Origin of the sequence: Salmonella bongori NCTC 12419 (genome assembly GCF_000252995.1) — a bacterium.
Lineage (GTDB): Bacteria > Pseudomonadota > Gammaproteobacteria > Enterobacterales > Enterobacteriaceae > Salmonella > Salmonella bongori.
This window is the reverse complement of sequence record NC_015761.1, coordinates 289,764-316,046: the sequence shown is the minus strand read 5'-3', so window position 1 is coordinate 316,046 and position 26,283 is coordinate 289,764. Positions and strand designations below refer to the sequence as shown.

Below are 26,283 nucleotides of genomic sequence, written 5' to 3'. Positions count from 1 at the left end.
AAGATTCTTATAGCGAGAGTGCAGATTTCCCTGCACTCTTTCATGATCTGGCTGGTCAGATCTGCCCACCAACGCCTTTGAACTTCTCAATAAAAGCACCTATTTTCTGAAAAACGGTTTGCTTCTTGGTTTTATACTGTGGATTCAGAGGACTCAGCCTTGGTAGCGTTTCGTTAAGTTCAGTACCGTTCTCGCTGGCATATTCACGTTTCAGGGAGACGCTGATGTAGCGTTTCGCGGCTTCCTCGTTCAGGTTTTCGCTGCGAATAAGTGCTTCCACTTCCCGCTGCTGTTCCCGTTGAGCAAAGGTGAAGAATGCGTCAATAATACCGGCCTTGTCCGATTGTTCGTCCAGGTTGGTTTGTTCAATAAAATCAACAATCAGGCTTTCTTTGGCACGATTCCCCAGACTTGAACGAATAAGACGCCGCACTTCCTCTATCAGGGTGGCTTTGCTTTTGTTCTGCTTGTTATGTTCGAAAATCAATCCGAGGATATAGTCCAGGTTAATCTCCTGAGACTTCAGCAGATCCACTTCGAAGATGATGTCATCCCAGTCCACAGTGGATTTATCTTTTTCTTCCGCCGCTTTCTCCCGACGCTGCCAGTCACGAATATCGTTATACGTTGAGCGATAGTCCTGAATTTTCCGTTCGGGGGGAAGGCGAATGGTTTGCAGTTCAGCCAGCTTTTCATCATCGAGATAATGTTTCGCCTTAAACGCATCCACTGCTACCTGGTCGCTAAGGTCAACGCTTTGCAGCGCTTTCAGCATGGCAAATTCATCATAGTTCTGCAGAATATTCTCAGCACGTAAATATTCCCCGAACAATTTAACAAACGCCTTTTTCTCTTTTTCTGATTGAATCTTATCCGGTTGTGGGAAATTCTGTTCTAATGCCGTCACAATATCCATAAAGCCGCGTTTGGTTTCCCCCGTTACAGCATCGGTAAAACCTGACATATATTCTTCATAGCTTTTCTCCAGCACGACATTTTTGGTGTTTTTATCACCGAACAAGGTGATTGCATCGATCGTCGCCTGCTCCAGGTTACGGAACGTGACAATGTTACCGAACGTCTTGGTGGCGTCGTAAATCCGGTTGGTACGCGAAAACGCCTGCATTAACCCGTGATAACGCAGATTTTTATCAACAAACAGTGTGTTAAGCGTTGGGGCATCAAAACCCGTTAAAAACATCCCCACCACAATCAGCAGGTCGATATCCTGATTTTTGACCCGCTGCGCTAAGTCGCGATAGTAGTTCTGGAAGCCGTTGCTGTCCGTACTGAAGTTGGTCTTAAACATCGCGTTATAGTCGTTAATCGCCGCATCCAGAAACTCTTTTGCACTGCTGTTCATAGCGGTAATTTCAAAACTTTCATCGGAAATTTCACCGATGGAATTTTGTTCTTCATTCGCAGCAAACGAGAAGATAGTCGCCACACGCAGCGGCTTATGTGTACTCGCTTCTTGTTGTAGGGTGTTAAAGGTTTCGTAGTAGGCTTTCGCGGCATCAACGCTGCTGACAGCCAGCATCGCATTAAACCCTTTGGCACCCGGAAAAGCCCGATGGGTTTTCTGGCGAAAATTGCTCAGTATGTATTGCGTAATCTCCCGGATACGCTGTGGATGCAGGAAAGCCTGCTTGTTCTCTGCAGCGCTGAGTTTTGTCTCATCGGTCTCGGTTTCAATACTCTTGAACTGCGGACGCACATCGTTGTAATCAACCTTGAATTTCAGCACTTTCTCATCACGAATGGCATCAGTGATGACATACGAATGCAGCTCACGGCCAAACACACTGGCGGTAGTTTCCGCACCAGAGGCATTCTGCGGGAAAATCGGCGTGCCCGTAAAACCGAACTGGTAAAACTGGCGGAACTTTTGTTGCAGGTTTTTCTGCGCTTCACCAAACTGGCTGCGGTGACACTCGTCAAAAATGAAGACAACCTGCTTCTTGTAAACAGGTAAATTCCCTTCGCTTTTCATCAGGTTATTCAGCTTCTGGATAGTGGTGACGATGATTTTATTATCGTCTTTGTCCAGGTTTCGTTTCAGCCCAGAGGTACTGTCGGAGCCGTTAACGCTGTCTGGTGAGAAGCGCTGATACTCTTTCATCGTCTGGTAGTCGAGATCTTTTCGATCAACGACAAAAAACACCTTGTCGATGAAATCCAGCTCAGTCGCCAGACGAGCCGCTTTAAAGCTGGTCAGGGTTTTACCAGAGCCTGTGGTATGCCAGATATAACCACCGCTTTCCGTATCGCTCCAGTTTTTGGATTTGTAAGAACTATTGATTTTCCACAGGATGCGCTCGGTAGCTGCAATCTGGTAAGGGCGCATAACCAGCAGTGTCTGGCTGCTGTCAAATACGCTGTAGTTGAACAGCACATTGAGCAGGGTTTGCTTCTGGAAAAAAGTGGCGGTGAAGTCCTTCAGGTCTTTGATAAGCGTATTATCGGATTTCGCCCAGTTCATGGTGAAATCAAAGCTGTTTTTGTCGCGTTTGGTGGTATTAGCAAAGTACCGGGTATCCGTACCGTTAGAAATCACGAACAACTGGAGATAGCGGAACAATGAGTTCTCAGCGTTAAAACTTTCCTTGCTGTAACGGTGGATTTGGTTAAACGCTTCACGAATGGCAACCCCGCGCTTTTTCAGCTCAATCTGGACTAGCGGTAGACCATTGACCAGCACCGTGACATCGTAGCGGTTAGCATGGGAGCCAGTCTGCTCAAACTGGCGAATAACCTGCACCTTGTTACGGGCGATATTTTTTTTATCAACGAGATAAATATTTTCCAGACGCCCGTCATCAAACGTGAAGTCACAGATATAGTCGATGTGGATTTTGCGGGTTTTATCCAGGGCGGTATCGCCGGGGTTATCCAGATACTGTTCGGTAAAGCGCCGCCATTCCAGGTCGGTGAACGTCACGTTATTCAGTTGCTGTAACTGGGTACGGACGTTTTCCAGCAGTGTGGCCGGAGAGGTCAAATTGGGGAGATACTCGTAGCCCTGATTGCGGAGATCCTGCACAAGTTCTCGTTCGAGGTCTGATTCACTCTGGTAACTGTCACTGCCTGCCCACTCTCTGGTGTAGCGATCCAGTACGATAAAGTTGTTTGATTCGGCAATCGTTTTTGTCTGCTGTGTCATTCTGCTCCCTTACTACAAACCCCGGGGTAAGCGGACTCCAGGAAAAAATACAGGTGCCCGAGAGTAATAAGAGACCGGGCTTTATGCTACCTGGAGGCAGATTTTACTGCCTCCGACCATCCATCAGTTTTAGTCTGTAACGGCTTCTGTTTTTGGGAAGCTGAACAGCAAATCACGGTAGTATTCGTACTGCTTTTGGCGCAGCTCGATTTCGCGAGGGAGGCCTTCGGTGATGGAGTTAGTTAGTGTGTCGAATTTGTCCAGAATTTCAACAATACGAGCTTGTTCTTCAAGTGATTTATCAGGATCCGTTGCATAAGGTATAGGAAGTCTGAAATTTTTTATAATGGTTGAGTTGAGATCGCCTCTGGCCCCTTGTCCTAGAGACTTAATATTTTCATAATTGAAGCTTACCCAATGGAAGACATATCGATATAACGCCTTTGTATCGTCAATTTCTAAACAACCACAGTGCTGGTTAGTTGTTAAAGGGATTTTATTTATGGCAGATCGTCCCGCCGTTGCTCCTGAAATGGCAATAATTACGCAATTTTCTGGAATCCATTTTGCTGCAGAATTTTTTAACGCAGCTTGAGTTATTTTTATTTCAGTACTGTCGATATCGGAAAACTTAACCTCTTGCGTTCTTAGCCAAGGAATATCACCGTTATCGTAATACTCAGCTTTGCCTGCTGTAGGTGTTCCACCTGAGTACCATTTTTTGGTTACATCTCCTAGCGTCTTCCATTCAACCTGACCTTCATTGAAACTCAGCAACTGGTCGCGATAGTAGTTGTACTGTTTTTTACGTGTGCTTAGCTCAGCGGTTAGCTCAGCGGTTAGGGCTGTAAATGTATCCAGAATCCGCACGATTTCAGACTGGATGGCAAGGGACTTTTCCGGGTTGTTCGGGTAGGGGATTGGCACTGGTATTTCTACTAATTGGCCTTTAGTTAATTTGGCCCTTACTCCACCAGTAAGAAATGGAATGAAATTAACAATGTGCAAATAGTGGTACAGAAATCTGGAGCTAACACCCGATTTACCGCGCACTACATGGACGTGGTTGTTTGCCCAAAATTTACCCGTTGTATATTGTATTGAATAGCATTCTAAGCTGGCCGAGCCATCTTCTGCAATTAATACATACTCACCATCATGGGTATATCCATCAACATAGTCCTGAATGTTGTTTGCACCATAATAGGGAGTTTTACCAGCAACGCGCAAAGAGGATTTTACTGGTTTTCTTCCGTTGTTTGCTATTTCGAAAAATGAAGCATCGCCAAGAAATTTCCACTCAACCTCAGCCCCATCCAGCAGCTTCTCCAGATAGCTCATTCCGCTCATGCCTCAACCTCGCTACCTTCAATCTCGGTAACAATAGCGTCAATATCCTGACGGAGCTGGTCAATTCTGGCGACGGTTGTTTTTAGCTCAGCATTCAGTTCTGTAATATCGACAATTTCACGGGTGTCTTTGGCCTCTACATAACTGCTGACAGACAGGTTGTAATCATTCCCAGCCACCCTCTCAAAAGCCACTGATGTCGCCAGATGGTCAACATCAGCCTTGCTGCTAAACATCTGCATGATCTGCTCAATATGGGCATCGGTCAGTATGTTGTTATTCGTTTCTTTTTTGAACAAACCGCTGGCATCAATAAACTGCACACTGGTATCGGTTTTGTGCTTCGACAGTACCAGAATATTTACCGCAATGGTCGTGCCAAAGAACAGATTCGGTGCGAGTGAAATCACTGTCTCAACGTAGTTGTTATCGACCAGATACTGACGGATTTTTTGCTCCGCGCCACCCCGGTAAAAAATCCCTGGGAAGCAGACTATCGCCGCACGGCCTTTGGCGGACAGGTAGTTCAGTGCGTGCAGCACAAATGCAAAGTCGGCTTTGGATTTTGGCGCGAGTACACCAGCCGGGGCAAAGCGTTCGTCATTTATCAGCGTCGGATCATCGCTACCCACCCATTTCACCGAATAAGGCGGGTTAGACACAATCGCATCAAACGGCTTTTCATCGCCAAAATGTGGATCTGTCAGGGTATTGCCCAGCATGATATTGAACTTGTCGTAGTTGATGTTGTGCAAGAACATGTTCATACGGGCAAGGTTGAAAGTGGTGTGGTTGATTTCCTGACCGAAAAAACCGTCTTCAATAATGTGATCATCGAACTGTTTTTTGGCCTGCAACAGCAGTGAACCGGAGCCTGCTGCCGGGTCGTAGATTTTGTTAACGTGGGTCTGACCATGCATTGCCAGTTGAGCAATCAGCTTAGAGACGTGCTGTGGTGTAAAAAACTCCCCGCCTGACTTACCTGCATTTGCCGCATAGTTAGAAATCAGGAACTCATACGCATCACCAAACAGGTCGATTTGGTGGTTGCCAAAGTCACCCAGCTTTAACCCTTCAACGCCTTTTAGCACAGCCGCCAGGCGGGTATTTTTATCTTTGACGGTGTTACCCAGACGGTTACTGGTCGTGTCAAAATCTGCAAACAGACCTTTGATGTCAGCTTCAGATGGATAACCATAAGCAGAACTTTCAATGGCGACAAAGATGCTGTTTAAATCAGCATTAAGTCTGTCATTTGTATTGGCTTTAGCAGCAACATTGCAGAAAAGCTGGCTGGGATAGATGAAGTAACCCTTGGTTTTGATGGCATCGTCTTTAATATCATCGGTAATGATGCTGTCGTCGAGCGCAGCATAGTGGACGTTGTCATCACCGGCTTCGATGTAGCTGGAGAAGTTTTCACTGATAAAGCGGTAAAAAAGTGCACCGAGAACATACTGTTTAAAATCCCATCCATCTACTGAACCTCTGACATCGTTGGCGATGGCCCAGATTTGACGGTGTAGTTCTGCACGTTGCTGGAGGCTTGTCATTATTTGATCCCATTGAAATAGGTTTGATACTCGTTACGCATCCTGTTGCTCTGGTACGGCAATGCTTACCTGGTATTCCTTAGCTTTAGATGCATGACTGTACCCACGCTGATACGTCGTATTGGGGGGCATTATACCTCAGAATTGGGTGGATCAAGCCTGGAGAGTGGAAGGCGATTGCACATCCGACAACACTGGCATCACTACTGATAATTTATGCTTTTTACTTCAGTACAGAAACAGAAGGTTTTCCAGAAGAGGTGTATTTCAACATTATGTTTTATAATAAATTGTACGGTTCACATACAACCATCACATGGTGCTACAAGCCGCTCTGAGAGGTTTTGAGTCACGGTCAATAGAATCCTAATCCATAATAAAAATACGCCTACGGGCTTCTCAGGAGGCCTAACAAGGTATTATCGCTGGTATGTACATTAACGGTGAAATAGAGCGTCATTCATTGATTTAAATGACGATCTTTGCAGAAAACAAAAATAACCCAACACTACCTAACCAGGATAGTTCAGCAGTGTTGAGTTATTAGGGCTATAGCAGGCTGAATTAATTATTGCTGCACCCAAACGAGCGATACCCATCCTCAAAAACTTTCGTTCTTACTTTGGTAAGGTAATCAACCCGTTCAACAAAGTCACCAGGATAATGACCATTCATAACCTTCTCCCTATCAATGAAATATATCCCATTCGCAGGGAACTGGACCAGGTGGGCGTGGTCTTCGGGGTGCAGGCCTAACGCACTGCACCATGCCGTAATAATCATCGTTCTTAACGTGTTATTATCGAGTTCGTAATCTCCTAAGTGGTAGTAGGCATCTTTATTCAGGAATAAGAAAATGTGGTAGTGACGCTTATTAGTCTGGGAATACTCCCGTACCCAGGCATAACGCAGGGTATTACGGTATACCCGTTTACCATCCCGTTGCTTACGCTGAGTATCAGCAACCACCTTTGCTTTCATAGACCTAGTAAAGCGGGATATTGCATCTTCAGTATTAGCAAAACAGGTGATGGTATCACCATTATCCAGAATAGCTGGGTCATGGAGATCCACCCGTATAGCCAGTGTTCTGGGGTGATCCAATACTGCCTTATGGACAGTATTGATGATACTCTCTTTGTATTCCACAACGTGATCACCATATATGGTTTGATAGGTTTTCATTGATATATTTCCTTTGGTATGGGATATAGCCATCACAGGTACTGGGTATATAGATACCCTATAACACCTTACACTGGTGTATAGGTAATGTATCTACATGGGTATGCTGGTAGTTATATTACACTACCATTATTAGATGTATATTAACTATCCAACAATGAAATTGAATATAAATGTAGCCCCAGTCTGTGATGACTGTATATAAGTTACTCGCTAATTAGCTTACAAAAATAATTAATAGCGTAATCAGGATAATTTTAATTCTGCCATTATTTGTTCGAGTGTTTGCGATCCGGGTTGCAATTCTGATTGCAATGTTGGTTGCGGCATTGGTTGTAATGCTAGTAAGCCTATTGGTTGTACATATACCGTTTTACCTTGTTGCAAAATTTTAACTCTCCCTTGTAAGTTAAGGATAGATAATAGTTCATTTAATTTACACCGCACCCGAAACCGAGCAGGACCATATTGTAGTATGTAGTTTTTTCGAACATAGACCAGTACAAGTTTATTGCAATGCTCCACTATCCAGTTATAAAGCTCATCAACTTCGAGAACAACCAGCGGCTGAGATTTAGAAAACAGTTGGATATGCTGATCCATATACCATGTAATTATCTCTATTGCAGCATTAATGGTATTGATTGAAATACTATCTGCATCATTGCTAAAATAATGTAAAAGTGCCGCAACTCTTGCTGTATTTTCCGCCATCTTGGATGCATAGTCTTTAAAATCCCAAAGATAACCAGGTATTCCCATAGACTCCTCGACTTGGTTATAAAAATCTATCCATCGTTTTTCTGCTTCAGGAGAAAAACGTAAGCAGAGCCGCTCAGCTTTACCATTTCGGGTTATGCCATCATTTACAATATCCAGTAGCCGTTGATGGAATACAGGTAAATGCTCCGTTGATTCAACGGGGTTAGTAATCTGCCGGAATCCCTGTTTTGAAGAAGGCTTACAAATCAGGCAACGAGCAAAAAAACCAATACCTTTTGCCGTATCCCCTTTACGCTCAAGATATTTATTAAATATATCGGGCTGTATCATCATGGATAGTGTTAACCGAGCCTCTTTGATGAGTTGCTCAGGGGTATTTTTTCTCACGACAGAGAAAGTTGCACCATCCCACATTTTGTTAATGAAAGGCAATTCATTCAATGCGTAACCATTAAATATAGTTCCTGCTTCATCTGACATAATACCAATAGAGCGCCAGTCACCACAGAGATAGTCTTTTATCGCTGCTGGTGTCGCATCATTAAGAATGAATTTATATTTAACAGGCTTCTTCGGATAAGTTTTCAACAAAGTCTTCAATCGTGCATTTGTTGCTGTAGAGTCTTTACCCTCACGAACGTCTGATTTGAGTTTTGACTCAATACCATTCCTTTCAACATTAAATATCGCTACGTCGTTCCTCCAGTCAGCAAGTTCCTGTGAGTATTTCTCTGTCAGCTGTTCTTCCAGTTGGTATAAAGGTTTCATTAATAGATTATCTACCGTACTTTTACGCTCACCTGACTCTGCCAGAGTTACTAAGCAAAGTGATACAGGGCTACGCAATGCATTCAGACGACATACATCGACACTGTTTTGACAAGCAAGGGAAATTGCTCCAAGCGCTGATGCCGCGATCAAAGATAATGGCGCTTGAGTATTACGCTCAATCTCGTAAATTGCATTTCTAATAATGGATGGCAATACATCCACGGGAAATGTTTTTTCAAGTAACATAGGTAATTCCTTCTGTTATTAAGAATAAAAATTTTTACTTATTAAGCAATTCCGCGATGAATAGCGGAAATAGCAAGATGTAGACCCCGGTAGTTAAAGAAAACGAAGAAAAAATGATAAATTTTTTTCCATTCTCTTAACGCTCATTGATCCAACAGAGCAATTCGCTTAACAGCCAACCACAGGACTTCAGACCGATAGATTTACGCCGTGGGAACTGCCCCACCTGCTCTAGCTTCCAGGCTGTAGATCGGGAGATGGATGTAATACGTTGACGCTCTCGCTCACGAACCAGACGATCATTGAGTTCACCGTTGTCCTTAAGGACCTGCAAGCGTCGCTCTGGCGTTGGGGGATTAAATGTTGTGCTCATACGGCCTCCTTTGTTTTGGTGGAGGCATCATGTATCAAGGGAAAAAAATAGAAAAGAGGGTTGGGTCTTACTAAGCAGCTTAGTAAGACCTATTTTTAGCCAAAAAATCATCCATTAACTAATTGATTAATATACTAAAAATAGATGATAAAACCATTATTCTAAAATGGTTTCAAAACAGCCTGTAAAGAAGTTACTGACGGATAAGAAATCAGTAATAAATGAGACGGCATCAAGAGAATGGAACATGCCAATCCAGGGCTGGCGGCTGGCGATGAGTCGTTTCCTTATCGAGTTTGGCGGCCCTCAGAGCGATCACCTTTAACACGATGGTAGTTATACAGAATTACGTGATAGGCTCACAGAGTCAGTTAGATTGTTTTTTATTTAACAACCACGCCTTCACCTCCTCTTTACTAAAGGAAATATCGAATTTATATTCATCCTTGTGTGCTAATTCTGTCAGCATTTTCGCTATCGCGGATGTACTATTTTTAACATTTTTATCTTTACAAACCATCTTAAGAAAGATAGATAATGCTTCTATCTGTATAGGACAGATTCTAGGCTTATGTATTGTTTCTTCTGGTCTAGTTATCCACCCCATAACTGTTCCATCTTCAGTACTATACTTATGAAAATTTCTAAGATGTAATGCTGCATTATGGGCTATTTTTTTGTCATCCTTATCTTCTCTTGCCCACCACTCACGGATAATTATACACAATGCTATTCTATGTTTTAGAATAGGGTAACATTTTTCAGGTTTGATTTCCCCCTCATGTTTATCTGAGCATGATAAATCAATTTTATTGAGAGAAGGTTTAATTCGTCCTTTTACATTTTCAACCTCCATGATTTTCTCTATATCTTCATGCTTCACAAACAACTCAGGGTTATCAATTAATGTATCCTGTGACGTCATCAAATAATCTGACATGGTATAGTCATAAATAGTTATCGACTTTGTTCTTGATGCCCCTAATGATAAAATATGGATCATATCAGGTAATGTGTACTCTTTCTCGTGGAAACAACCATCAATAGGTTTTATCAACCAATAGCCGTGAGCAACACCATTATAATTAATACGATTACCTACTTTGCGATAAGTATTTTCCAGTTCAATTAAAATATTTGACATATTTACATTCTTGGCAGCAAGATGTTTCATTAAAATTTTAGGATAATGACTCTTAACTTTATTTGTGTAAAATTGCCTTATTCTAAATTCAGGTAAACGGTTATTCTGATAAGAATCCTCACCATTATCTATAGTTTCTTCAAAGCTTCTTTTTCCTTCAGCAGAATTTATTGATGTCACAGAACGAGAAATACGGCAAGGCTCTCCATCCAGTTTAATATAAAGACAAATATCACCGTCAACCCAGGCTTTAATCAACAAACGAGGATCTATATTAAATTCCTCATATAGTTTTACGAGAGGAAATGGTTTAGTCCAGTTGTCCATTACTTCACCTATTAGATTGTTAAAATCAATCAATTAATTAACCTATGAAGAATCTTCACTTCAACATTTTCACCAACTACGGAACAGATCTCAATGATAGATATCAAAGAACATCGCCAAAGGTAATGCCCTAACGCGGTTGAATCCCGCAGTAGACAGATACAGGAAACATTCGTGCTAAGCTGAGACAGACTCAGAGAGTTTCACTAAATAGCCACAATATAGATGGGTATGGATACGGTAATACAACGCTCAGCAGTGCGGCTGCTACATCACTGCTGGACCGGTAGGTTAATGGTTATTCTCCATACAAGATTCGTTATGTACGTAAGCTCACAAAAGATACGTGAGTACATAGCTCTGAGACGGAATCATTAACATGATGGAATGTAGAATCTTTCCAATACGTATTCAGCCTATCAAATGGTAGGCCAACTCATGACGCATGGTAAACAAGAAATCATCTTTGGGTTAGGTGGGATACTGCTTATGTTTTGTTAGTTGTGTACCCGAGAGTGTACCCGAGAGCAAAAAATGGTGTTTTTGAGAAATGAGGTTGTACATAAGTGATTGATTTAGATGGTGCCGATAATAGGAGTCGAACCTACGACCTTCGCATTACGAATGCGCTGCTCTACCAACTGAGCTATATCGGCCCTGAGGAGGGTATGTTCACGTCAGTGAATCACGGGGAAGAAGGTTAAAGCTAACCGGGCGGCGCGTCAATAGCCTTGCTACTCAACCGGCTATTTTTGCACCGCCTGCTATTAATTACGCACGAACCGTATCATCACCAACGCCAATCCACTTATAGGTGGTGAGCGCTTCAAGCCCCATAGGGCCACGGGCATGTAACTTCTGCGTACTGACTGCCACCTCTGCGCCCAGACCAAACTGCCCACCATCAGTAAAGCGGGTAGAAGCATTGACATACACCGCAGCAGAATCCACTTCGTTCACGAAGCGCGCGGCATTATGCATATCACGCGTCAAAATTGCATCAGAGTGCTGAGTGCCGTGTTCGCGGATGTGGCTAATGGCGTCATCAATATTCATGACAATGACCACGTTCAGATCCAAAGACAGGAATTCGTTGTCGAGTTCTTCTGGCTTCAGCGGCACGCATTTAGCCGGGCCTTTCATGACCTGCATGACAATCTCATCACCATGCAACGTCACGCCACTCTCCGCCATCTGCAGGCTCAGCGCAGGCAAAAAGCGTTCTGCGATATCCTGATGTACCAGCAAGGTTTCCACCGTGTTACAGGTGCCTGGACGCTGAGTTTTCGCGTTGACAATAATCTTCAGTGCCGGGGAGATGTCTGCGCTACTATCAACAAAAATATGGCATACGCCTATCCCGCCGGTGATCACCGGGATTGTCGACTGCTCACGACACAGTTTGTGCAGGCCTGCGCCACCGCGCGGGATCAGCATATCGATGTACTTATCCATACGCAGCAATTCATTGACCAGCGAACGATCCGGATTATCAATCGCCTGGATCGCCGCTTCCGGCAGACCGCAGGCTTTTAATGCATTCTGAATTACGCGAACGGTCGCGGCATTGGTACGGTGCGTCTCTTTCCCACCGCGCAGAATCACCGCATTACCGGTTTTCAGGCACAAAGAGGCCACATCGACGGTCACATTAGGACGCGCCTCATAGATAACGCCAATCACGCCCAGCGGAACGCGTCGGCGCTCCAGACGCAGCCCGCTATCCAGCAGACCGCCATCAATTACCTGCCCCACCGGATCGGTCAGTTGGCACACTTGCCGCACATCGTCGGCGATCGCTTTCAGGCGCGCAGGGGTTAGCGCCAGACGATCTAACATCGCCTCACTCAGACCGTTTTCACGGGCCTGAGCAACATCGTGCGCGTTGGCGCTAAGAATGGTTTCGGCCTGCGCTTCCAGTTCGTCAGCGATTTTTTCCAGCACGCTATTTTTTTCACGGCTGGAGAGCAGCGCCAGCTTATAAGACGCCGCTTTAGCAGCAATGCCCATTTGTTCCAGCATATGCCTGTTCCTTATCGGGTAATCATGTCATCGCGATGGACAGCGACCGGACCATATTCATAGCCCAGAATCGCATCGATTTGTTGAGAATGGTGCCCGGCAATCCGCCGCAGAGCGTCGCTGTTATAGCGGCTGACGCCGTGAGCGATATCTCGCCCTTCCTGATTACAGATGCGAATCACTTCACCACGCGAGAAGTTGCCTGTCACGCTTTTGATCCCTTTTGGCAAAAGTGAGCTGCCGCGTTCCAGCATTGCTGCAGTCGCACCTTCATCAACCGTAATTTCACCTGCCGGCGGCGCACCGAAGATCCAGCGTTTGCGGTTCTCCAGCGGCGAAGCTTGCGCATGAAAACGGGTGCCAACGGAGATCCCCTCCATCACATCACCGATAACGCCCGGCTTACTGCCTGAGGCAATAATCGTATCAATACCCGCGCGGCAGGCGACGTCAGCCGCCTGAAGCTTAGTGCCCATGCCGCCGGTTCCCAGCCCGGAGACGCTATCTCCAGCGATAGAGCGCAGCGCATCGTCAACGCCGTATACGTCTTTGATAAGCTCCGCCAGCGGATTGCTACGCGGATCGGCGGTAAATAATCCTTGCTGATCGGTCAGCAGCAGCAGTTTATCTGCTCCTGCCAGGATCGCCGCCAGCGCGGATAGGTTATCGTTATCGCCCACTTTAATTTCCGCTGTCGCAACGGCATCATTTTCATTGATAACCGGCACAATATGGTTATCCAGTAACGCACGCAGCGTATCGCGGGCGTTCAGAAAACGTTCTCTGTCTTCCATATCCGCACGTGTCAGCAGCATCTGCCCAATGTGGATACCGTAAATCGAAAACAACTGCTCCCACAGTTGAATCAGACGGCTTTGTCCTACCGCCGCAAGAAGCTGTTTAGAGGCGATCGTGGCCGGAAGTTCCGGGTAGCCCAAGTGTTCACGTCCGGCGGCAATCGCGCCAGAAGTAACAATAACAATGCGATGTCCCGCGGCGTGTAGCTGCGCGCACTGGCGGACAAGTTCTACGATATGGGCACGGTTCAGGCGGCGCGATCCGCCTGTTAGCACGCTGGTACCAAGTTTTACCACCAGCGTCTGGCTGTCACTCATGATTCTCTGCCGTTAAAAAGAGGAAATAAATACCAAATGAACGTTTTAGCAGGACTGGCTCCGGTTGCCAACAACCTGTGTGCATAGCGTGAAATTTTGTTGCGCGGGATCAGCAAGTGTAGCAACGAACATTGGCAACGTTGTGACTGCAACCCTTAAAAACTATTTCATGTTGTCATTAATATTCTATTGCAGGCCGCACGCACTGAAAACAGAAAGGAAATGAATTTGGCGGCAGCCATTTTGTCATCAGTCCGCCAATCTCTCTCCCGCTCACCTTCAGGGATAAAGTCTATAACGCCGCGATACGCGGCGATAACACTGAAGCATGGGTTAGCCATGTTGTGCCGGATGGCGGCGTAAACGCCTTATCCGGCCAATCAACAATGTGTTGGTGTAGGCCTGATAAGCGTAACGCCATCAGGCAAGGTAGGACGACTATGCCGACAGTTTTACCGGCTCATCGTTAAAATCCTCAGACGGCTCCAGCGCCAGTTCCATAGAAAGCAGCAGGTCGCGCAACTTTTCATGAAACTCGCGCAGGGTATACTCCAGCCGCTCTACCACTTCGGTTTCTTTAATCGGCACTGCCTTCCAGTCACCTTCTTTGTCAAACAGACCAAATTGATAACGATAAGTAAAGCGCTTCTCCTGAGCTTCCAGCTCCATCCACCACCCCCAAAACTCACGCTTTTCAGGCGCTGGCTTCACGTTGACGCAAACTGCCAGGCAATCGAAAAAAAAACGATTGTCTTCACACTGCCCTTCCCGGATATAGGGGCCTAGTGCGGTAAATTTTTTGATCAATCTACTTTTCGGGTGTCCACTCGGTAACGTCATTGCGATCTCCTTTAATGAAGCAACTGTTTTACCAAATCAATGGAATTTATCAATCTATTAACACAATCTATGATTAATCCAGTCGGTAATTTCTTGCAGCGCGTGGTCAAAATTGCGGTACACCGGGTTAAAAGGGATCTCTATCAGCTTACCGTCTGAAGATGATGTTGTAATTAAGCGAGACTCTTCTTCCGGGCTGAAAGGATCGTTTTTCCAGAAGCCGGAAAGCATTGGCGTAGGACAACGTCTGCCCAGTAGCCCCTGTACTTTCAACGAATAGCGATTGAGCTCCACACGCAGCGCCTCATCCGAAGCATCATGCATACCCAGACGGCTGGCCAGCACATCCAGATACATCTCCGGCACCGTGCTCTGTCGTTGCGGATCGCTAAGTAGCGCATGAACCACCGGTCCCAGGCAAGCCACCGCTTTCAAACGCGGCGCTTCCAGATAGGCCAGACGCACCGCAACATTGGCGCCAAAGCGAAAGCCAAACGCCGCCACGCGGGTATGGTCTATCCAGGGGACATTGGGCAGCGCTTTTAAAACATGCTGGTGGAGCAAACTGGACTCCTGGGTCAGTTTCCATTTTGATGAAAATCCGACCGAAGGCATATCAAGCGTTAACATCGCGATACCGCGCGGCGCGAAATAGCGTTCATACAGGGTGTAATAGTCGGTTTGCATGGCGTCCAGACCGCCGCACATGAGCACCGTCGGAAACGGACCATCCCCTTTCGGCATATGTAAAAACGCGGTGACAGGCGAACCGCCAGGAACGGCAAATTCCATTTCACGCAACGTGCCAGGCAACCGCTGCGCGGCCTCTTCATAGGCGCGATTCGCCAGCGCCTGCGCCTGCTCCGCCAGCTCATCGCCCTTCAAATGGGGGTAGGCGGCAATGTTATAGAGCGTTGAGGCATGAAGCCAGTAGCGTCCGCTGCGCATAGCGTCCTGTTCCTGGCTGGCTTTCTGCTGCCAGTCCATCGCCTGCTTTGCCCATTCATAAATCCAGTTCCCCCCCCGGTAGCCGATGACCGTATCGTATAAATCATCATCCGTTCGCTCCGCGTCGCTCATCACAATGCGCGCCTGCACATCCAGGATTTCTCGCGGGTCAACGCCACGCCAGATCCACATCAGGCGGTTGATCATACGATACCAGTGCGGGACGTTTTTACCGTCCAACGCGGATTGCATGGGCGGCTGCGACCCACGATTGAACCGGCGGACGATGGTGGACGTTTCAGTATGTTTAAAGCGGGGTTTGAACAGGGTTTCGCTGAGGTTAGCCTGTGTCATTCGTGCAGCCTCCTTGGATACTCATTGAGGCTTATTGTAACCAATAAAACAGCGCCCGGCATTGCCGGGCGCTGTGAAAAGGTTCTGATTAACGACCTGAAATCGGCGGTACAAATACCACGCCCATATCCCAGGGCTGTTCTATCCAGGTGTTCTGAGGAATATCAATAACATAATCATCAACCAGTGGACGGCCAGCCGGTTTAGCGAAAATCGTGACGAAATGCGCTTTAGGATACATTTCGCGAATCGCCACTGCGGTGCCGCCGGTATCGACCAGATCGTCGATGACGATAAAGCCTTCGCCGTCACCTTCTGCGCGTTTCAGCACTTTCAGCTCGCGCTGATTGTCATGATCGTAGCTGGAGATGCATACGGTATCGACATGACGAATGCCCAATTCACGCGCCAGTAATGCGCCCGGTACAAGGCCACCACGACTTACGGCAATAATGCCTTTCCATTGTTCTGAAGGCATCAGGCGGCTCGCCAGTTTGCGTGCGTGAATCTGCAACATGTCCCAGGTGACGACGTATTTTTCGCTCATGTGAAGTGTCCCAGCCTGTTTATCTACGGCTTAAAAATTGAGGGTGAACCAGATTGCGCGAGATTATAGAGACCTGACGCACTAAAAACCAGTGTTTAGCAGAACCCACGCCTCTTTTTGCACGCTTTATACTAGCCGCAGGCAGAGAAAGTGGTATTCTCAACCGCATCTCGTAAGAGTTAACAATTCCGCTAACCCTGTGGCCTGTAAGAATGTTTTTCAGGACACCGTCAAGGAGACTTATCGTGTCTGAACTGTCTCAGTTATCACCACAACCTTTGTGGGATATTTTTGCCAAAATCTGTTCTATTCCTCATCCCTCCTATCATGAAGAACAACTCGCTGAACATATCGTGGGTTGGGCTAACGAGAAAGGTCTGCATGTAGAGCGCGACCAGGTGGGTAATATCCTAATCCGTAAACCCGCTACCGCAGGTATGGAAAACCGCAAACCCGTCGTTTTACAAGCGCATCTGGATATGGTGCCGCAGAAAAATAATGACACCGTTCACGACTTCACTAAAGATCCTATCCAGCCTTATATTGATGGCGACTGGGTTAAAGCACGAGGTACAACGCTCGGCGCGGACAACGGTATTGGGATGGCCTCCGCATTGGCGGTACTGGCTGACGACAGTGTCGTACACGGCCCGCTGGAAGTGCTGCTGACGATGACAGAAGAAGCCGGGATGGATGGCGCGTTCGGCCTTCAGTCCGGCTGGTTGCAGGCCGACATCCTGATCAACACCGACTCTGAAGAAGAAGGTGAGATCTATATGGGCTGCGCAGGCGGTATCGATTTTACCTCTAACCTGGCGTTAACCCGTGAAGCCGTACCTGCAGGATTTGTGAGCTTTAAGCTGACCCTGAAAGGCCTGAAAGGCGGCCATTCCGGCGGTGAGATCCATCTCGGTCTGGGTAACGCCAACAAACTACTGGCGCGTTTTCTTGCCGGGCACGCAGAAGAACTGGATCTGCGTCTGATTGATTTCAACGGCGGCACACTGCGTAACGCAATTCCGCGCGAAGCTTTTGCTACTGTTGCCGTGGCGGCAGATAAAACCGAAACACTGAAAGCGCTGGTGAAGACTTATCAGGAGATCCTGAAAAACGAACTGGCGGAAAAAGAGAAAAATCTGACACTGCAACTCGGTGACGTCGGTAATGATAAAGCGGCATTAACCGCTCAGTCACGCGATACCTTTATTCGCCTGCTGAACGCTACGCCAAACGGCGTAATCCGCAATTCAGACGTGGCGAAAGGCGTGGTGGAAACGTCGTTGAACGTCGGCGTGGTCACCATGTCTGATGCTAATGTCGAAATTCACTGCCTGATTCGCTCTCTTATCGATAGTGGTAAAGATTACGTAGTGAGTATGCTTGATTCACTGGGCAAACTGGCAGGCGCGAAAACCGAAGCGAAAGGCAGTTATCCTGGCTGGCAGCCGGATGCAAACTCACCGGTGATGCATCTGGTGCGGGAGACCTATCAGCGTCTGTTTAACAAAACGCCGAATATCCAGATTATCCATGCGGGTCTGGAATGCGGCTTGTTTAAGAAACCCTATCCGGATATGGACATGGTCTCTATTGGGCCAACCATCACCGGGCCCCACTCTCCGGACGAACAGGTGCACATCGAAAGCGTCGGCCACTATTGGACGTTGCTGACCGAACTGCTAAAAGCGATTCCGCAGAAATAATCATAGCCGCGCCACAGAAAAGGCGCGAATTGTTTAATTGAACCCGGCTATAAACATATGCCGGGTTCAATGCTTTTACGTTTCCACCCTAAATATCCGTTTGTTAACAGGGCATGGCGCAACTGATATCGTTGTCCGCCAGTGCGGGAAAGCCACTGTTATGATCGGCGCGAATCAATGGGGTTAAATTCCTAACAAAAGTTGCCTTTCTATTTGTGGATCAAGCAGCGTCACGTGTAACCCTACCAGCCGCACGCCGCGCTCGCCACGACGCTCGTCCCAGGTATTACGGGCAGTAGAAATTAAATCGTCTTTATTTAATTGCGGCCAGACATGTTCCTGGGTGGTCTGCTGAAAATCATTAAATTTTAATTTCACGCCCTGTCGCGCAATGAGTAAATCGGGCTTCACCATGGCCAGACGTCGTTCCAGCTCCGGATACAGATGTTCAATAATGGACTCACAGTCTGACCATTTATGAATATCCTCCGCCAGAGTGCGCTCAACGCCCACCGATTTACGTAGTCTTTCACTGTTAACATCACGTTCGTCAATACCCTGGCTACGTTCCCATAGTATCCGGCCAAACTTACCGAAGCGCTTAAGGAGCATCGCCAGGTCGCATTGTTGAATATCCCCACAGGTTCTTAGTCCCATACTTTCCAGTTTGGCGGCGGAAACTTTCCCCACGCCTGGAATTTTTACCAGCGGCAACGTTTTAAGAAAATCGGGAACATCGTCAGGCGTAATCACATATTGCCCGTTAGGTTTATTCAGATCAGAGGCTATCTTCGCCAGAAATTTTACCGGCGCAACACCAGCGGAAGCGGTGAGTTGTAATTCATTGAAAATGGTCTGGCGAATCTCCCTGGCGATTAGCGTCGCGGAGCCATAACAGTGTGGGCTGTCAGTGACATCCAGCCAGGCTTCATCCAGCGAGAGCGGTTCAATCAGTGATGTGTAGCGGGAAAAGATGTCACGAACATGCTGCGAGGCCTCTTTATACGCGTCAAAACGACCCGGCAATAAAGTGAGATGGGGGCAAAGCTTTAGCGCCATACCCGTCGGCATCGCGCTACGTACGCCAAACAGACGCGCAGGATAGTTAGCGGTACTGATAACACCTCTACGTTCGCGGCTCCCACCAATGGCAATGGGAATATCGCGTAACGCCGGGTTATCGCGCATTTCAACCGCCGCAAAAAAACAATCCATATCCACATGTATGATTTTGCGCATCGTTCGCCCTCGCAACACTGTTTAAGTATACAGTATGCTTTATTGTGCGCAAAGAGACACTGGTTTAAAAAACGGCGAATTCGATAACAGGATAACGCGAAAAGACGAGAAAATTGTAAACGTACAAACGGGGACTTGCGAAAAACTGCTGTGGTGCTAATGTGAGCGCTCCAAATCCAGATTACTCCGATTTGGGAACTCTTTTGCCGTTCTGGCGTGTGTAACCGTTTTATCAAGGAACAAGCAGTATGCGTAAAATCGCATTTTTTCTTGCGATGCTTCTGATACCGTGCTTCTCATTTGCCGGTTTGCTGAGCAGCAGCAGCCCCGTCACGCCGGTCAGTAAAGAGTATAAGCAGCAGTTAATGGGCTCGCCGGTCTATATTCAGATTTTTAAAGAAGAGCGTACCCTTGATCTCTACGTCAAAATGGGCGAGCAATATCAGTTACTGGATAGCTACAAAATTTGTAACTATTCCGGCGGGTTAGGCCCGAAGCGCCGCCAGGGCGATTTTAAAAGCCCGGAAGGGTTCTATAACGTTCAGCGCAACCAGCTCAAGCCAGACAGCCGTTTTTATAAGGCCATTAACATCGGTTTTCCCAATGCCTATGATCGCGCGCATGGCTACGATGGTAAATACCTGATGATTCATGGCGCCTGTGTTTCCGTCGGCTGCTATGCCATGACCGACAGCGGCATTGATGAGATTTTTCAGTTTGTCACCGCCGCGTTGGTCTTTGGCCAACCGAGCGTGCAGGTGAGTATTTATCCGTTCCGGATGACTGACGCCAATATGCAGCGCCATAAATACTCTTATTACAAAGACTTCTGGGCGCAGCTAAAACCCGGTTACGATTACTTTGAGCAGACGCATAAGCCGCCGATCGTTTCTATTGTTGATGGGCGCTACGTCGTAAGCAAGCCGTTGAGTCACGAAGTGGTTCAACCGCAACTGGCCTCAAATTACACGCTCTCCGAGACAAAATAATGCCCATTCGCCTGGCATAATCTTTTGCCAGGTTTCATTCCCCGTCAGCGGTTGGGTAGCAATCACGGTAACCACGTCATTGGGCGTGGTTTGTGAACTGAAATCGATTTCCATATCCTGATCCACCAGCGTGGCCACACCAAACGGCGCCCGGCGAGTGATCCAGTGCAGATGCGTCGAGCAAAACGCCATCACATACCGCCCATCTGACAGCAGCATATTGAAAACGCCCTTCTCGCGTAATGCCGTCGCTAACGTCGCAATGTATTTAAATACCGCCGTCATGTTGCCCGGCGTACGGGGGTAACGTTGGGTTAATTTATACAAGAGCCAGCAAAAGGCTTTTTCACTGTCAGTTTCGCCCACCGGGCGAAAGTTACCGGTTTCCAGCGTTTTATAGCCTGTCAGTTGGCCGTTATGGGCATAAGTCCAGTTTCGTCCCCATAACTCACGAGTAAAAGGATGCGTATTTTCCAGCGCCACTTCGCCCCGATTGGCCTGGCGGATATGCGCGATAACCGAGCAAGATTTAATCGGGTAATCTTGTACCAGTTTAGCAATCGGCGAATGATAGCTGGGTTGCGGATCTTTGAACGTGCGACAGCCCTTTCCTTCGTAAAAGGTAATTCCCCAGCCATCCTTATGCGGTCCGGTTCCACCGCCACGCTGCACCAGCCCGGTGAAGCTAAAGCAGATATCCGTTGGCACATTAGCGCTCATCCCAAGCAATTCGCACATACATCACCTGCCTTAAAACGATTCATCGTCAGATGGCGCACAGTATTAAGCCCTGCGCGCATCCAGGCCGAATAAGACGCTCGACATCACCATCCGGCAGAGTACGGAAAAAAATATCCGCTTATTTAACCATCTCTTTTTCGATCAGTTGAATCAGGATATGAATTACTTTGATGTGGATTTCCTGAATACGATCGGCATATCCAAAATGCGGCACGCGAATTTCAATATCCGCCGTACCCGCCATTTTGCCGCCATCCTTGCCCGTCAATGTAATCACTTTCATGCCTTTTTCACGGGCTGCGGCAATCGCTTTAATCACATTCCCGGAGTTCCCGGAGGTAGAGATGCCCAGCAGGACATCACCCTCGCGCCCTACCGCCTCAACGTAACGGGAGAAAATATAGTCATAACCGAAATCATTACTGACGCAGGAAATATGGCTAACATCAGAAATCGCAATCGCCGGATAACCCGGACGATTTTCACGGTAGCGGCCTGTCAGTTCTTCAGCAAAGTGCATCGCATCGCAGTGAGAACCGCCGTTACCACAAGAAAGTACCTTACCACCCGCTTTAAAACTGTCTGCCAGCAGGACCGCCGCGCGCTGAATGGCGTGAATATTGGCATCATCTTTTAAAAAATTAGCCAGCGTTTCCGCCGCTTCGTTCAGTTCGTTACGAATAAGATCCTGGTACATGAGGATATCCTTCAGCATGAATGTAAATGACAGAATGCAGTGTACCGGATAGCAGTACACCCGAGAAGCATAAGCCGTAATAACGCCTCGCGCTTTTGATTTTTCGTGCCACTAAAAACGGCAACAATGTGAGCTTTGTTGTAATTATTTTGTAAACACATTGCTAAAAGAATTTACATCCACTACAACCTTAATCATCACAAGTGGTCAGACCTCCTACAAGCAAGGGAGCTTTTCGTTATGATGATTTTGAGTATTCTCGCGACTATTATTCTGCTCGGCGCATTGTTCTATCACCGCGTGAGCTTATTTCTCAGCAGCCTGATTCTGCTCGCCTGGACCGCTGCGCTTGGCGTCGCTGGCCTGTGGTCCATCTGGCTGCTGGTTCCTCTGGCCATTATCCTCGTACCGTTTAACGTCACGCCGATGCGTAAATCGATGATTTCCGCGCCAGTGTTTCGCGGCTTCCGTAAGGTCATGCCGCCAATGTCGCGTACCGAGAAAGAAGCGATTGATGCCGGTACGACCTGGTGGGAAGGCGATCTTTTCCAGGGCAAACCTGACTGGAAAAAATTGCACAACTATCCTCAACCGCGCCTGACCGCAGAAGAACAGGCGTTTCTCGACGGCCCGGTAGAAGAAGCGTGCCGGATGGCGAACGACTTTCAGATTACCCATGAACTGGCGGATCTGCCGCCGGAACTGTGGGCTTACCTGAAAGAGCATCGTTTCTTCGCGATGATCATTAAAAAAGAGTACGGCGGGCTGGAGTTCTCTGCTTATGCGCAATCCCGCGTACTGCAAAAACTTTCCGGCGTCTCCGGGATTCTGGCGATTACCGTCGGCGTCCCTAACTCACTCGGTCCGGGCGAATTGTTGCAGCATTATGGTACGGAAGAACAGAAGAATTACTATCTGCCGCGTCTGGCGCGCGGCCAGGAGATCCCTTGTTTCGCGTTGACCAGCCCGGAAGCGGGTTCTGATGCGGGAGCGATTCCGGATACCGGCGTCGTCTGCATGGGCGACTGGCAGGGGCAGCAGGTACTGGGTATGCGTCTAACCTGGAACAAGCGTTATATTACGCTGGCCCCCATCGCCACCGTGTTAGGGCTGGCGTTTAAGCTCTCCGATCCGGATAAATTGTTAGGCGGGGAAGAAGAACTGGGTATTACCTGTGCCTTAATCCCCACATCAACACCCGGAGTGGAAATTGGCCGTCGTCACTTCCCGCTCAACGTTCCATTCCAGAATGGTCCCACCCGTGGTAACGATATTTTCGTGCCTATTGATTATATTATCGGCGGTCCAAAAATGGCCGGACAGGGCTGGCGTATGCTGGTGGAATGTCTGTCAGTAGGACGCGGTATTACCCTGCCGTCCAACTCTACCGGCAGCGTGAAATCCGTCGCGCTGGCAACCGGTGCTTATGCTCACATTCGTCGCCAGTTCAAAATTTCCATCGGCAAGATGGAAGGTATTGAAGAACCGCTGGCGCGCATTGCGGGCAACGCTTATGTGATGGATGCCGCTGCATCGCTGATCACCTACGGCATTATGCTGGGGGAAAAACCAGCGGTACTGTCGGCTATCGTCAAGTATCACTGCACTCACCGCGGTCAGCAATCGATTATTGACGCGATGGATATCACAGGCGGTAAAGGCATTATGCTGGGCGAGAGTAACTTCCTGGCGCGCGCTTACCAGGGGGCACCTATCGCAATTACCGTTGAAGGCGCCAATATTCTGACCCGCAGCATGATGATCTTTGGTCAGGGCGCTATTCGCTGCCATCCTTATGTACTGGAAGAGATGACCGCAGCGCAGAATAACGACGTGAACGCATTCGATAAGCTGCTGTTTAAACATATTGGTCATGTCGGCAGCAATACGGTTCGCAGCTTCTGGCTTGGTCTGACCCGTGGTTTAACGAGCCATACGCCCACCGGCGATGCCACTAAGCGTTATTATCAGCATCTGAACCGGCTGAGCGCGAATCTGGCTCTGCTGTCCGATGTATCAATGGCGGTACTGGGCGGTAGCCTGAAGCGTCGCGAACGTATCTCCGCACGTCTGGGCGATGTCTTGAGTCAGCTTTATCTGGCCTCAGCCGTACTGAAGCGTTACGACGATGAAGGTCGCCACGAAGCCGATCTGCCGCTGGTTCACTGGGGTGTACAGGATGCATTGTACCGTGCCGAACAGGCGATGGACGATTTACTGCAAAACTTCCCGAATCGCGTCGTCGCCGGGTTGCTCACCGCGATGATCTTCCCGACTGGCCGTCATTATCTGGCCCCATCAGATAAGTTGGATCATGCCGTTGCGAAAATCCTGCAGATGCCAAACGCCACACGCTCACGCATTGGGCGTGGTCAGTATCTGACGCCAACCGAACATAATCCGGTCGGTTTACTGGAGGAAGCGCTGCGTGACGTCATCGCCGCCGATCCTATCCACCAGCGTATCTGCAAAGAGTTGGGTAAAAATCTGCCATTTACCCGTCTGGATGAACTGGCGCGTAATGCTCTGGCGAAGGGACTTATCGATAAGGATGAAGCCGCCATTCTGGTAAAAGCGGAAGAAAGCCGTCTGCGTAGTATTAACGTTGATGATTTTGAGCCTGAAGCGCTGGCGACTACACCGGTAAAGTTGCCGGAGAAAGTACGTAAAGTCGAAGCCGCATAATCAGTCCCCCCTTCCCGGCCCCGCTTTTGCGGGGCTTTTTCTTGCCGCTTTTTTATCATTGCTCATGCTACAGTGTAGAAACGCTGTTCTATGAGGAGCTCCGATCGTGTCTGGTTTGAAAATTACTCTGCTGCAACACCCTTTAGTCTGGATGGACGGCCCGGCGAATCTGCGTCATTTTGACAGACAGCTGGAGCTCGTGTCTGGCCGGGATGTGATTGTTCTGCCTGAAATGTTCACCACTGGCTTTGCGATGGAGGCCGCTAATAACTCGCTTTCACAAGCGAGTGTGATTGCGTGGATGCAGGCCAAAGCCCGACAAACTGACGCTCTGATTGCCAGCAGCGCGGCGCTACAGACCGAGCGCGGGGCCGTAAACCGCTTCTTACTTGTTGAACCGGAAGGCAAGGTCCATTTCTCTGATAAACGCCATCTATTTCGTATGGCGGATGAACATCAGCATTATACCGCAGGCGACGAACGCGTCATCGTACAGTGGCGTGGTTGGCGTATCCTGCCACTGATCTGTTACGATCTGCGCTTTCCGGTATGGTCACGCAACCGTAATGATTACGATCTGGCGCTATACGTAGCGAACTGGCCCGCGCCGCGCTCGCTACACTGGCAAACCTTACTGACGGCTCGCGCTATAGAAAACCAGGCGTATGTCGCAGGTTGTAACCGGGTTGGTACTGATGGCAACGGATTTCATTATCGCGGTGACAGTCGGGTGATTAATCCCCAGGGCGATATTATCGCTACCGCCGATCCGCACCAGGCGACACGCATCGATGCCGATCTTTCTCTTGCCGCATTGCAGGACTATCGCGAAAAATTTCCAGCGTGGCGCGATGCTGATCCATTCACCTTGTAACAACCTTGCTGTGGGACGACGCCTCCTGTCGCGGGATTGTTTCACTCCGTAACCCTCCGTAAAACAAATTCGCGTGGCGCAATGGGACTGGCGTCGTATTCTGACTCAGATAATCACTCGCCGTTCGCGGGTGATAAAGACGGCTAATCATTCCTTTATCAGGATATCTCCATGAAAAATTTTGTACGCACATCTTTACTGGCAGCCACTCTGGCGGGCATTTCTTTTGGCGCTTTCGCCACCGCAGTTCCTAACCCGCCCCTACCCGCTCAGGATCCGATTGTACAGCACCTGAAACTGACCAACGATCAGATTGCGCAGATCAAAAAACTTCACCAACAACTGGAAACCAACGTCAGCCAGATTTCTATGAAGGGAATTAAAGATGGCGCGCTGATTGAGGTAATTAAATCTGGAAAATGGGATGACGCCGCAGTGAAACAGCAGCTTGCGGCTTTCAGCAACGTAGAACAACAGGCCCGCTATTATCGGGTCAAATATTATTTCGATTTAAGCAAAGTCTTGACTCCAGAGCAGCGTCAACAGGTACAGCAGGATCTCACCCAGGCGCTTGAGTAAGTATTTTAGTGCCCGTTATTTACGAATAACGGGCTTTATCCCGGAACAGGTATAAATTTATCTACATTTTTTCTGACGGCATTTCCCTCAACGAATAACCCACTGATAACGAAAG

20 protein-coding genes and 1 tRNA gene are annotated in these 26,283 nt (G+C 47.9%); 5 read left to right on the top strand and 16 right to left on the bottom strand.

The annotated features are described in order from the left end of the window. Positions 1–55: 55 nt before the first annotated feature. The 13 genes from SBG_RS01380 to gpt form a co-directional block, all read right to left on the bottom strand. Positions 56–3,163: an HsdR family type I site-specific deoxyribonuclease gene (locus SBG_RS01380; RefSeq protein WP_000194036.1), complete on the bottom strand. Its 3,108-nt coding sequence runs from the start codon at positions 3,161–3,163 to the stop codon at positions 56–58. Positions 3,164–3,292: 129 nt separating this feature from the next. Continuing rightward, positions 3,293–4,513 carry a restriction endonuclease subunit S gene (locus tag SBG_RS01375; RefSeq protein ID WP_000016245.1) on the bottom strand — a complete coding sequence of 407 codons (1,221 nt, stop codon included), beginning with the start codon at positions 4,511–4,513 and terminating at the stop codon, positions 3,293–3,295. After that, positions 4,510–6,066 (bottom strand): type I restriction-modification system subunit M, encoded by a 1,557-nt coding sequence (locus SBG_RS01370; protein WP_000202810.1) that lies wholly within the window; start codon positions 6,064–6,066, stop codon positions 4,510–4,512. Before SBG_RS01370 ends, SBG_RS01375 begins: the two co-directional genes overlap by 4 nt. Before the next feature lie 564 nt (positions 6,067–6,630). Next, the gene (locus SBG_RS01365) at positions 6,631–7,251 is read right to left on the bottom strand and encodes an inovirus Gp2 family protein (RefSeq protein ID WP_000861012.1); all 621 of its coding nucleotides are present in this window, start codon (positions 7,249–7,251) and stop codon (positions 6,631–6,633) included. A gap of 246 nt (positions 7,252–7,497) precedes the next feature. After that, positions 7,498–8,991, bottom strand: coding sequence for a YfjI family protein (locus SBG_RS01360; protein ID WP_000923662.1), 1,494 nt, complete (start codon positions 8,989–8,991; stop codon positions 7,498–7,500). 136 nt (positions 8,992–9,127) lie between these two features. Beyond that, the gene (locus SBG_RS21250) at positions 9,128–9,364 is read right to left on the bottom strand and encodes a helix-turn-helix transcriptional regulator (RefSeq protein WP_013991366.1); all 237 of its coding nucleotides are present in this window, start codon (positions 9,362–9,364) and stop codon (positions 9,128–9,130) included. A gap of 367 nt (positions 9,365–9,731) precedes the next feature. After that, entirely contained in the window at positions 9,732–10,835 is a 1,104-nt protein-coding gene (locus SBG_RS01355; RefSeq protein WP_000371010.1) for a hypothetical protein, read from the bottom strand. A 580-nt stretch (positions 10,836–11,415) separates the two neighbouring features. After that, positions 11,416–11,491, bottom strand: a tRNA-Thr gene (locus SBG_RS01350). A gap of 115 nt (positions 11,492–11,606) precedes the next feature. After that, positions 11,607–12,857, bottom strand: a complete 1,251-nt coding sequence (gene proA / locus SBG_RS01345) for a glutamate-5-semialdehyde dehydrogenase (RefSeq protein ID WP_000893244.1) — start codon at positions 12,855–12,857, stop codon at positions 11,607–11,609. An 11-nt stretch (positions 12,858–12,868) separates the two neighbouring features. Beyond that, entirely contained in the window at positions 12,869–13,972 is a 1,104-nt protein-coding gene (proB, locus tag SBG_RS01340) for a glutamate 5-kinase (RefSeq protein WP_001285272.1), read from the bottom strand. Between the two features lie 438 nt (positions 13,973–14,410). Further along, positions 14,411–14,812, bottom strand: coding sequence for a sigma factor-binding protein Crl (crl, locus tag SBG_RS01335; RefSeq protein ID WP_000174691.1), 402 nt, complete (start codon positions 14,810–14,812; stop codon positions 14,411–14,413). A gap of 57 nt (positions 14,813–14,869) precedes the next feature. Next, positions 14,870–16,114, bottom strand: a complete 1,245-nt coding sequence (gene frsA, locus SBG_RS01330) for an esterase FrsA (RefSeq protein WP_000189581.1) — start codon at positions 16,112–16,114, stop codon at positions 14,870–14,872. A gap of 88 nt (positions 16,115–16,202) precedes the next feature. Beyond that, positions 16,203–16,661: a xanthine phosphoribosyltransferase gene (gene gpt / locus SBG_RS01325; protein ID WP_001292018.1), complete on the bottom strand. Its 459-nt coding sequence runs from the start codon at positions 16,659–16,661 to the stop codon at positions 16,203–16,205. A gap of 245 nt (positions 16,662–16,906) precedes the next feature. Here gpt and pepD point away from each other — a divergent pair, with 245 nt between their 5' ends. Further along, complete coding sequence (gene pepD / locus SBG_RS01320) at positions 16,907–18,364, top strand: cytosol nonspecific dipeptidase (RefSeq protein WP_001292969.1); 1,458 nt, start codon at positions 16,907–16,909, stop codon at positions 18,362–18,364. Between the two features lie 183 nt (positions 18,365–18,547). Here pepD and dinB read toward each other — a convergent pair whose 3' ends face one another. After that, entirely contained in the window at positions 18,548–19,603 is a 1,056-nt protein-coding gene (gene dinB, locus SBG_RS01315) for a DNA polymerase IV (protein ID WP_001226194.1), read from the bottom strand. A gap of 248 nt (positions 19,604–19,851) precedes the next feature. On the opposite strand from dinB, the gene dpaA reads away from it, so the two are divergent. Further along, the gene (dpaA, locus tag SBG_RS01310) at positions 19,852–20,592 is read left to right on the top strand and encodes a peptidoglycan meso-diaminopimelic acid protein amidase (RefSeq protein ID WP_001225653.1); all 741 of its coding nucleotides are present in this window, start codon (positions 19,852–19,854) and stop codon (positions 20,590–20,592) included. On the opposite strand, the gene SBG_RS01305 is transcribed toward dpaA, so the two are convergent. Further along, the gene (locus SBG_RS01305) at positions 20,563–21,330 is read right to left on the bottom strand and encodes a class II glutamine amidotransferase (RefSeq protein WP_000333382.1); all 768 of its coding nucleotides are present in this window, start codon (positions 21,328–21,330) and stop codon (positions 20,563–20,565) included. The genes dpaA and SBG_RS01305 overlap by 30 nt on opposite strands. Before the next feature lie 121 nt (positions 21,331–21,451). Beyond that, positions 21,452–22,030 (bottom strand): D-sedoheptulose 7-phosphate isomerase, encoded by a 579-nt coding sequence (lpcA, locus tag SBG_RS01300; protein ID WP_000284051.1) that lies wholly within the window; start codon positions 22,028–22,030, stop codon positions 21,452–21,454. Positions 22,031–22,270: 240 nt separating this feature from the next. Here lpcA and fadE point away from each other — a divergent pair, with 240 nt between their 5' ends. The 3 genes from fadE (at position 22,271) to SBG_RS01285 (ending at position 26,168) form a co-directional block, all read left to right on the top strand. Further along, on the top strand, positions 22,271–24,715 hold the full coding sequence (gene fadE, locus SBG_RS01295) for an acyl-CoA dehydrogenase FadE (protein WP_000973057.1): 2,445 nt from the start codon (positions 22,271–22,273) through the stop codon (positions 24,713–24,715). 106 nt (positions 24,716–24,821) lie between these two features. Beyond that, positions 24,822–25,589, top strand: coding sequence for an amidohydrolase (locus SBG_RS01290; RefSeq protein WP_000015773.1), 768 nt, complete (start codon positions 24,822–24,824; stop codon positions 25,587–25,589). 171 nt (positions 25,590–25,760) lie between these two features. Next, the gene (locus tag SBG_RS01285) at positions 25,761–26,168 is read left to right on the top strand and encodes a Spy/CpxP family protein refolding chaperone (RefSeq protein ID WP_000788198.1); all 408 of its coding nucleotides are present in this window, start codon (positions 25,761–25,763) and stop codon (positions 26,166–26,168) included. Positions 26,169–26,283: the final 115 nt, after the last annotated feature.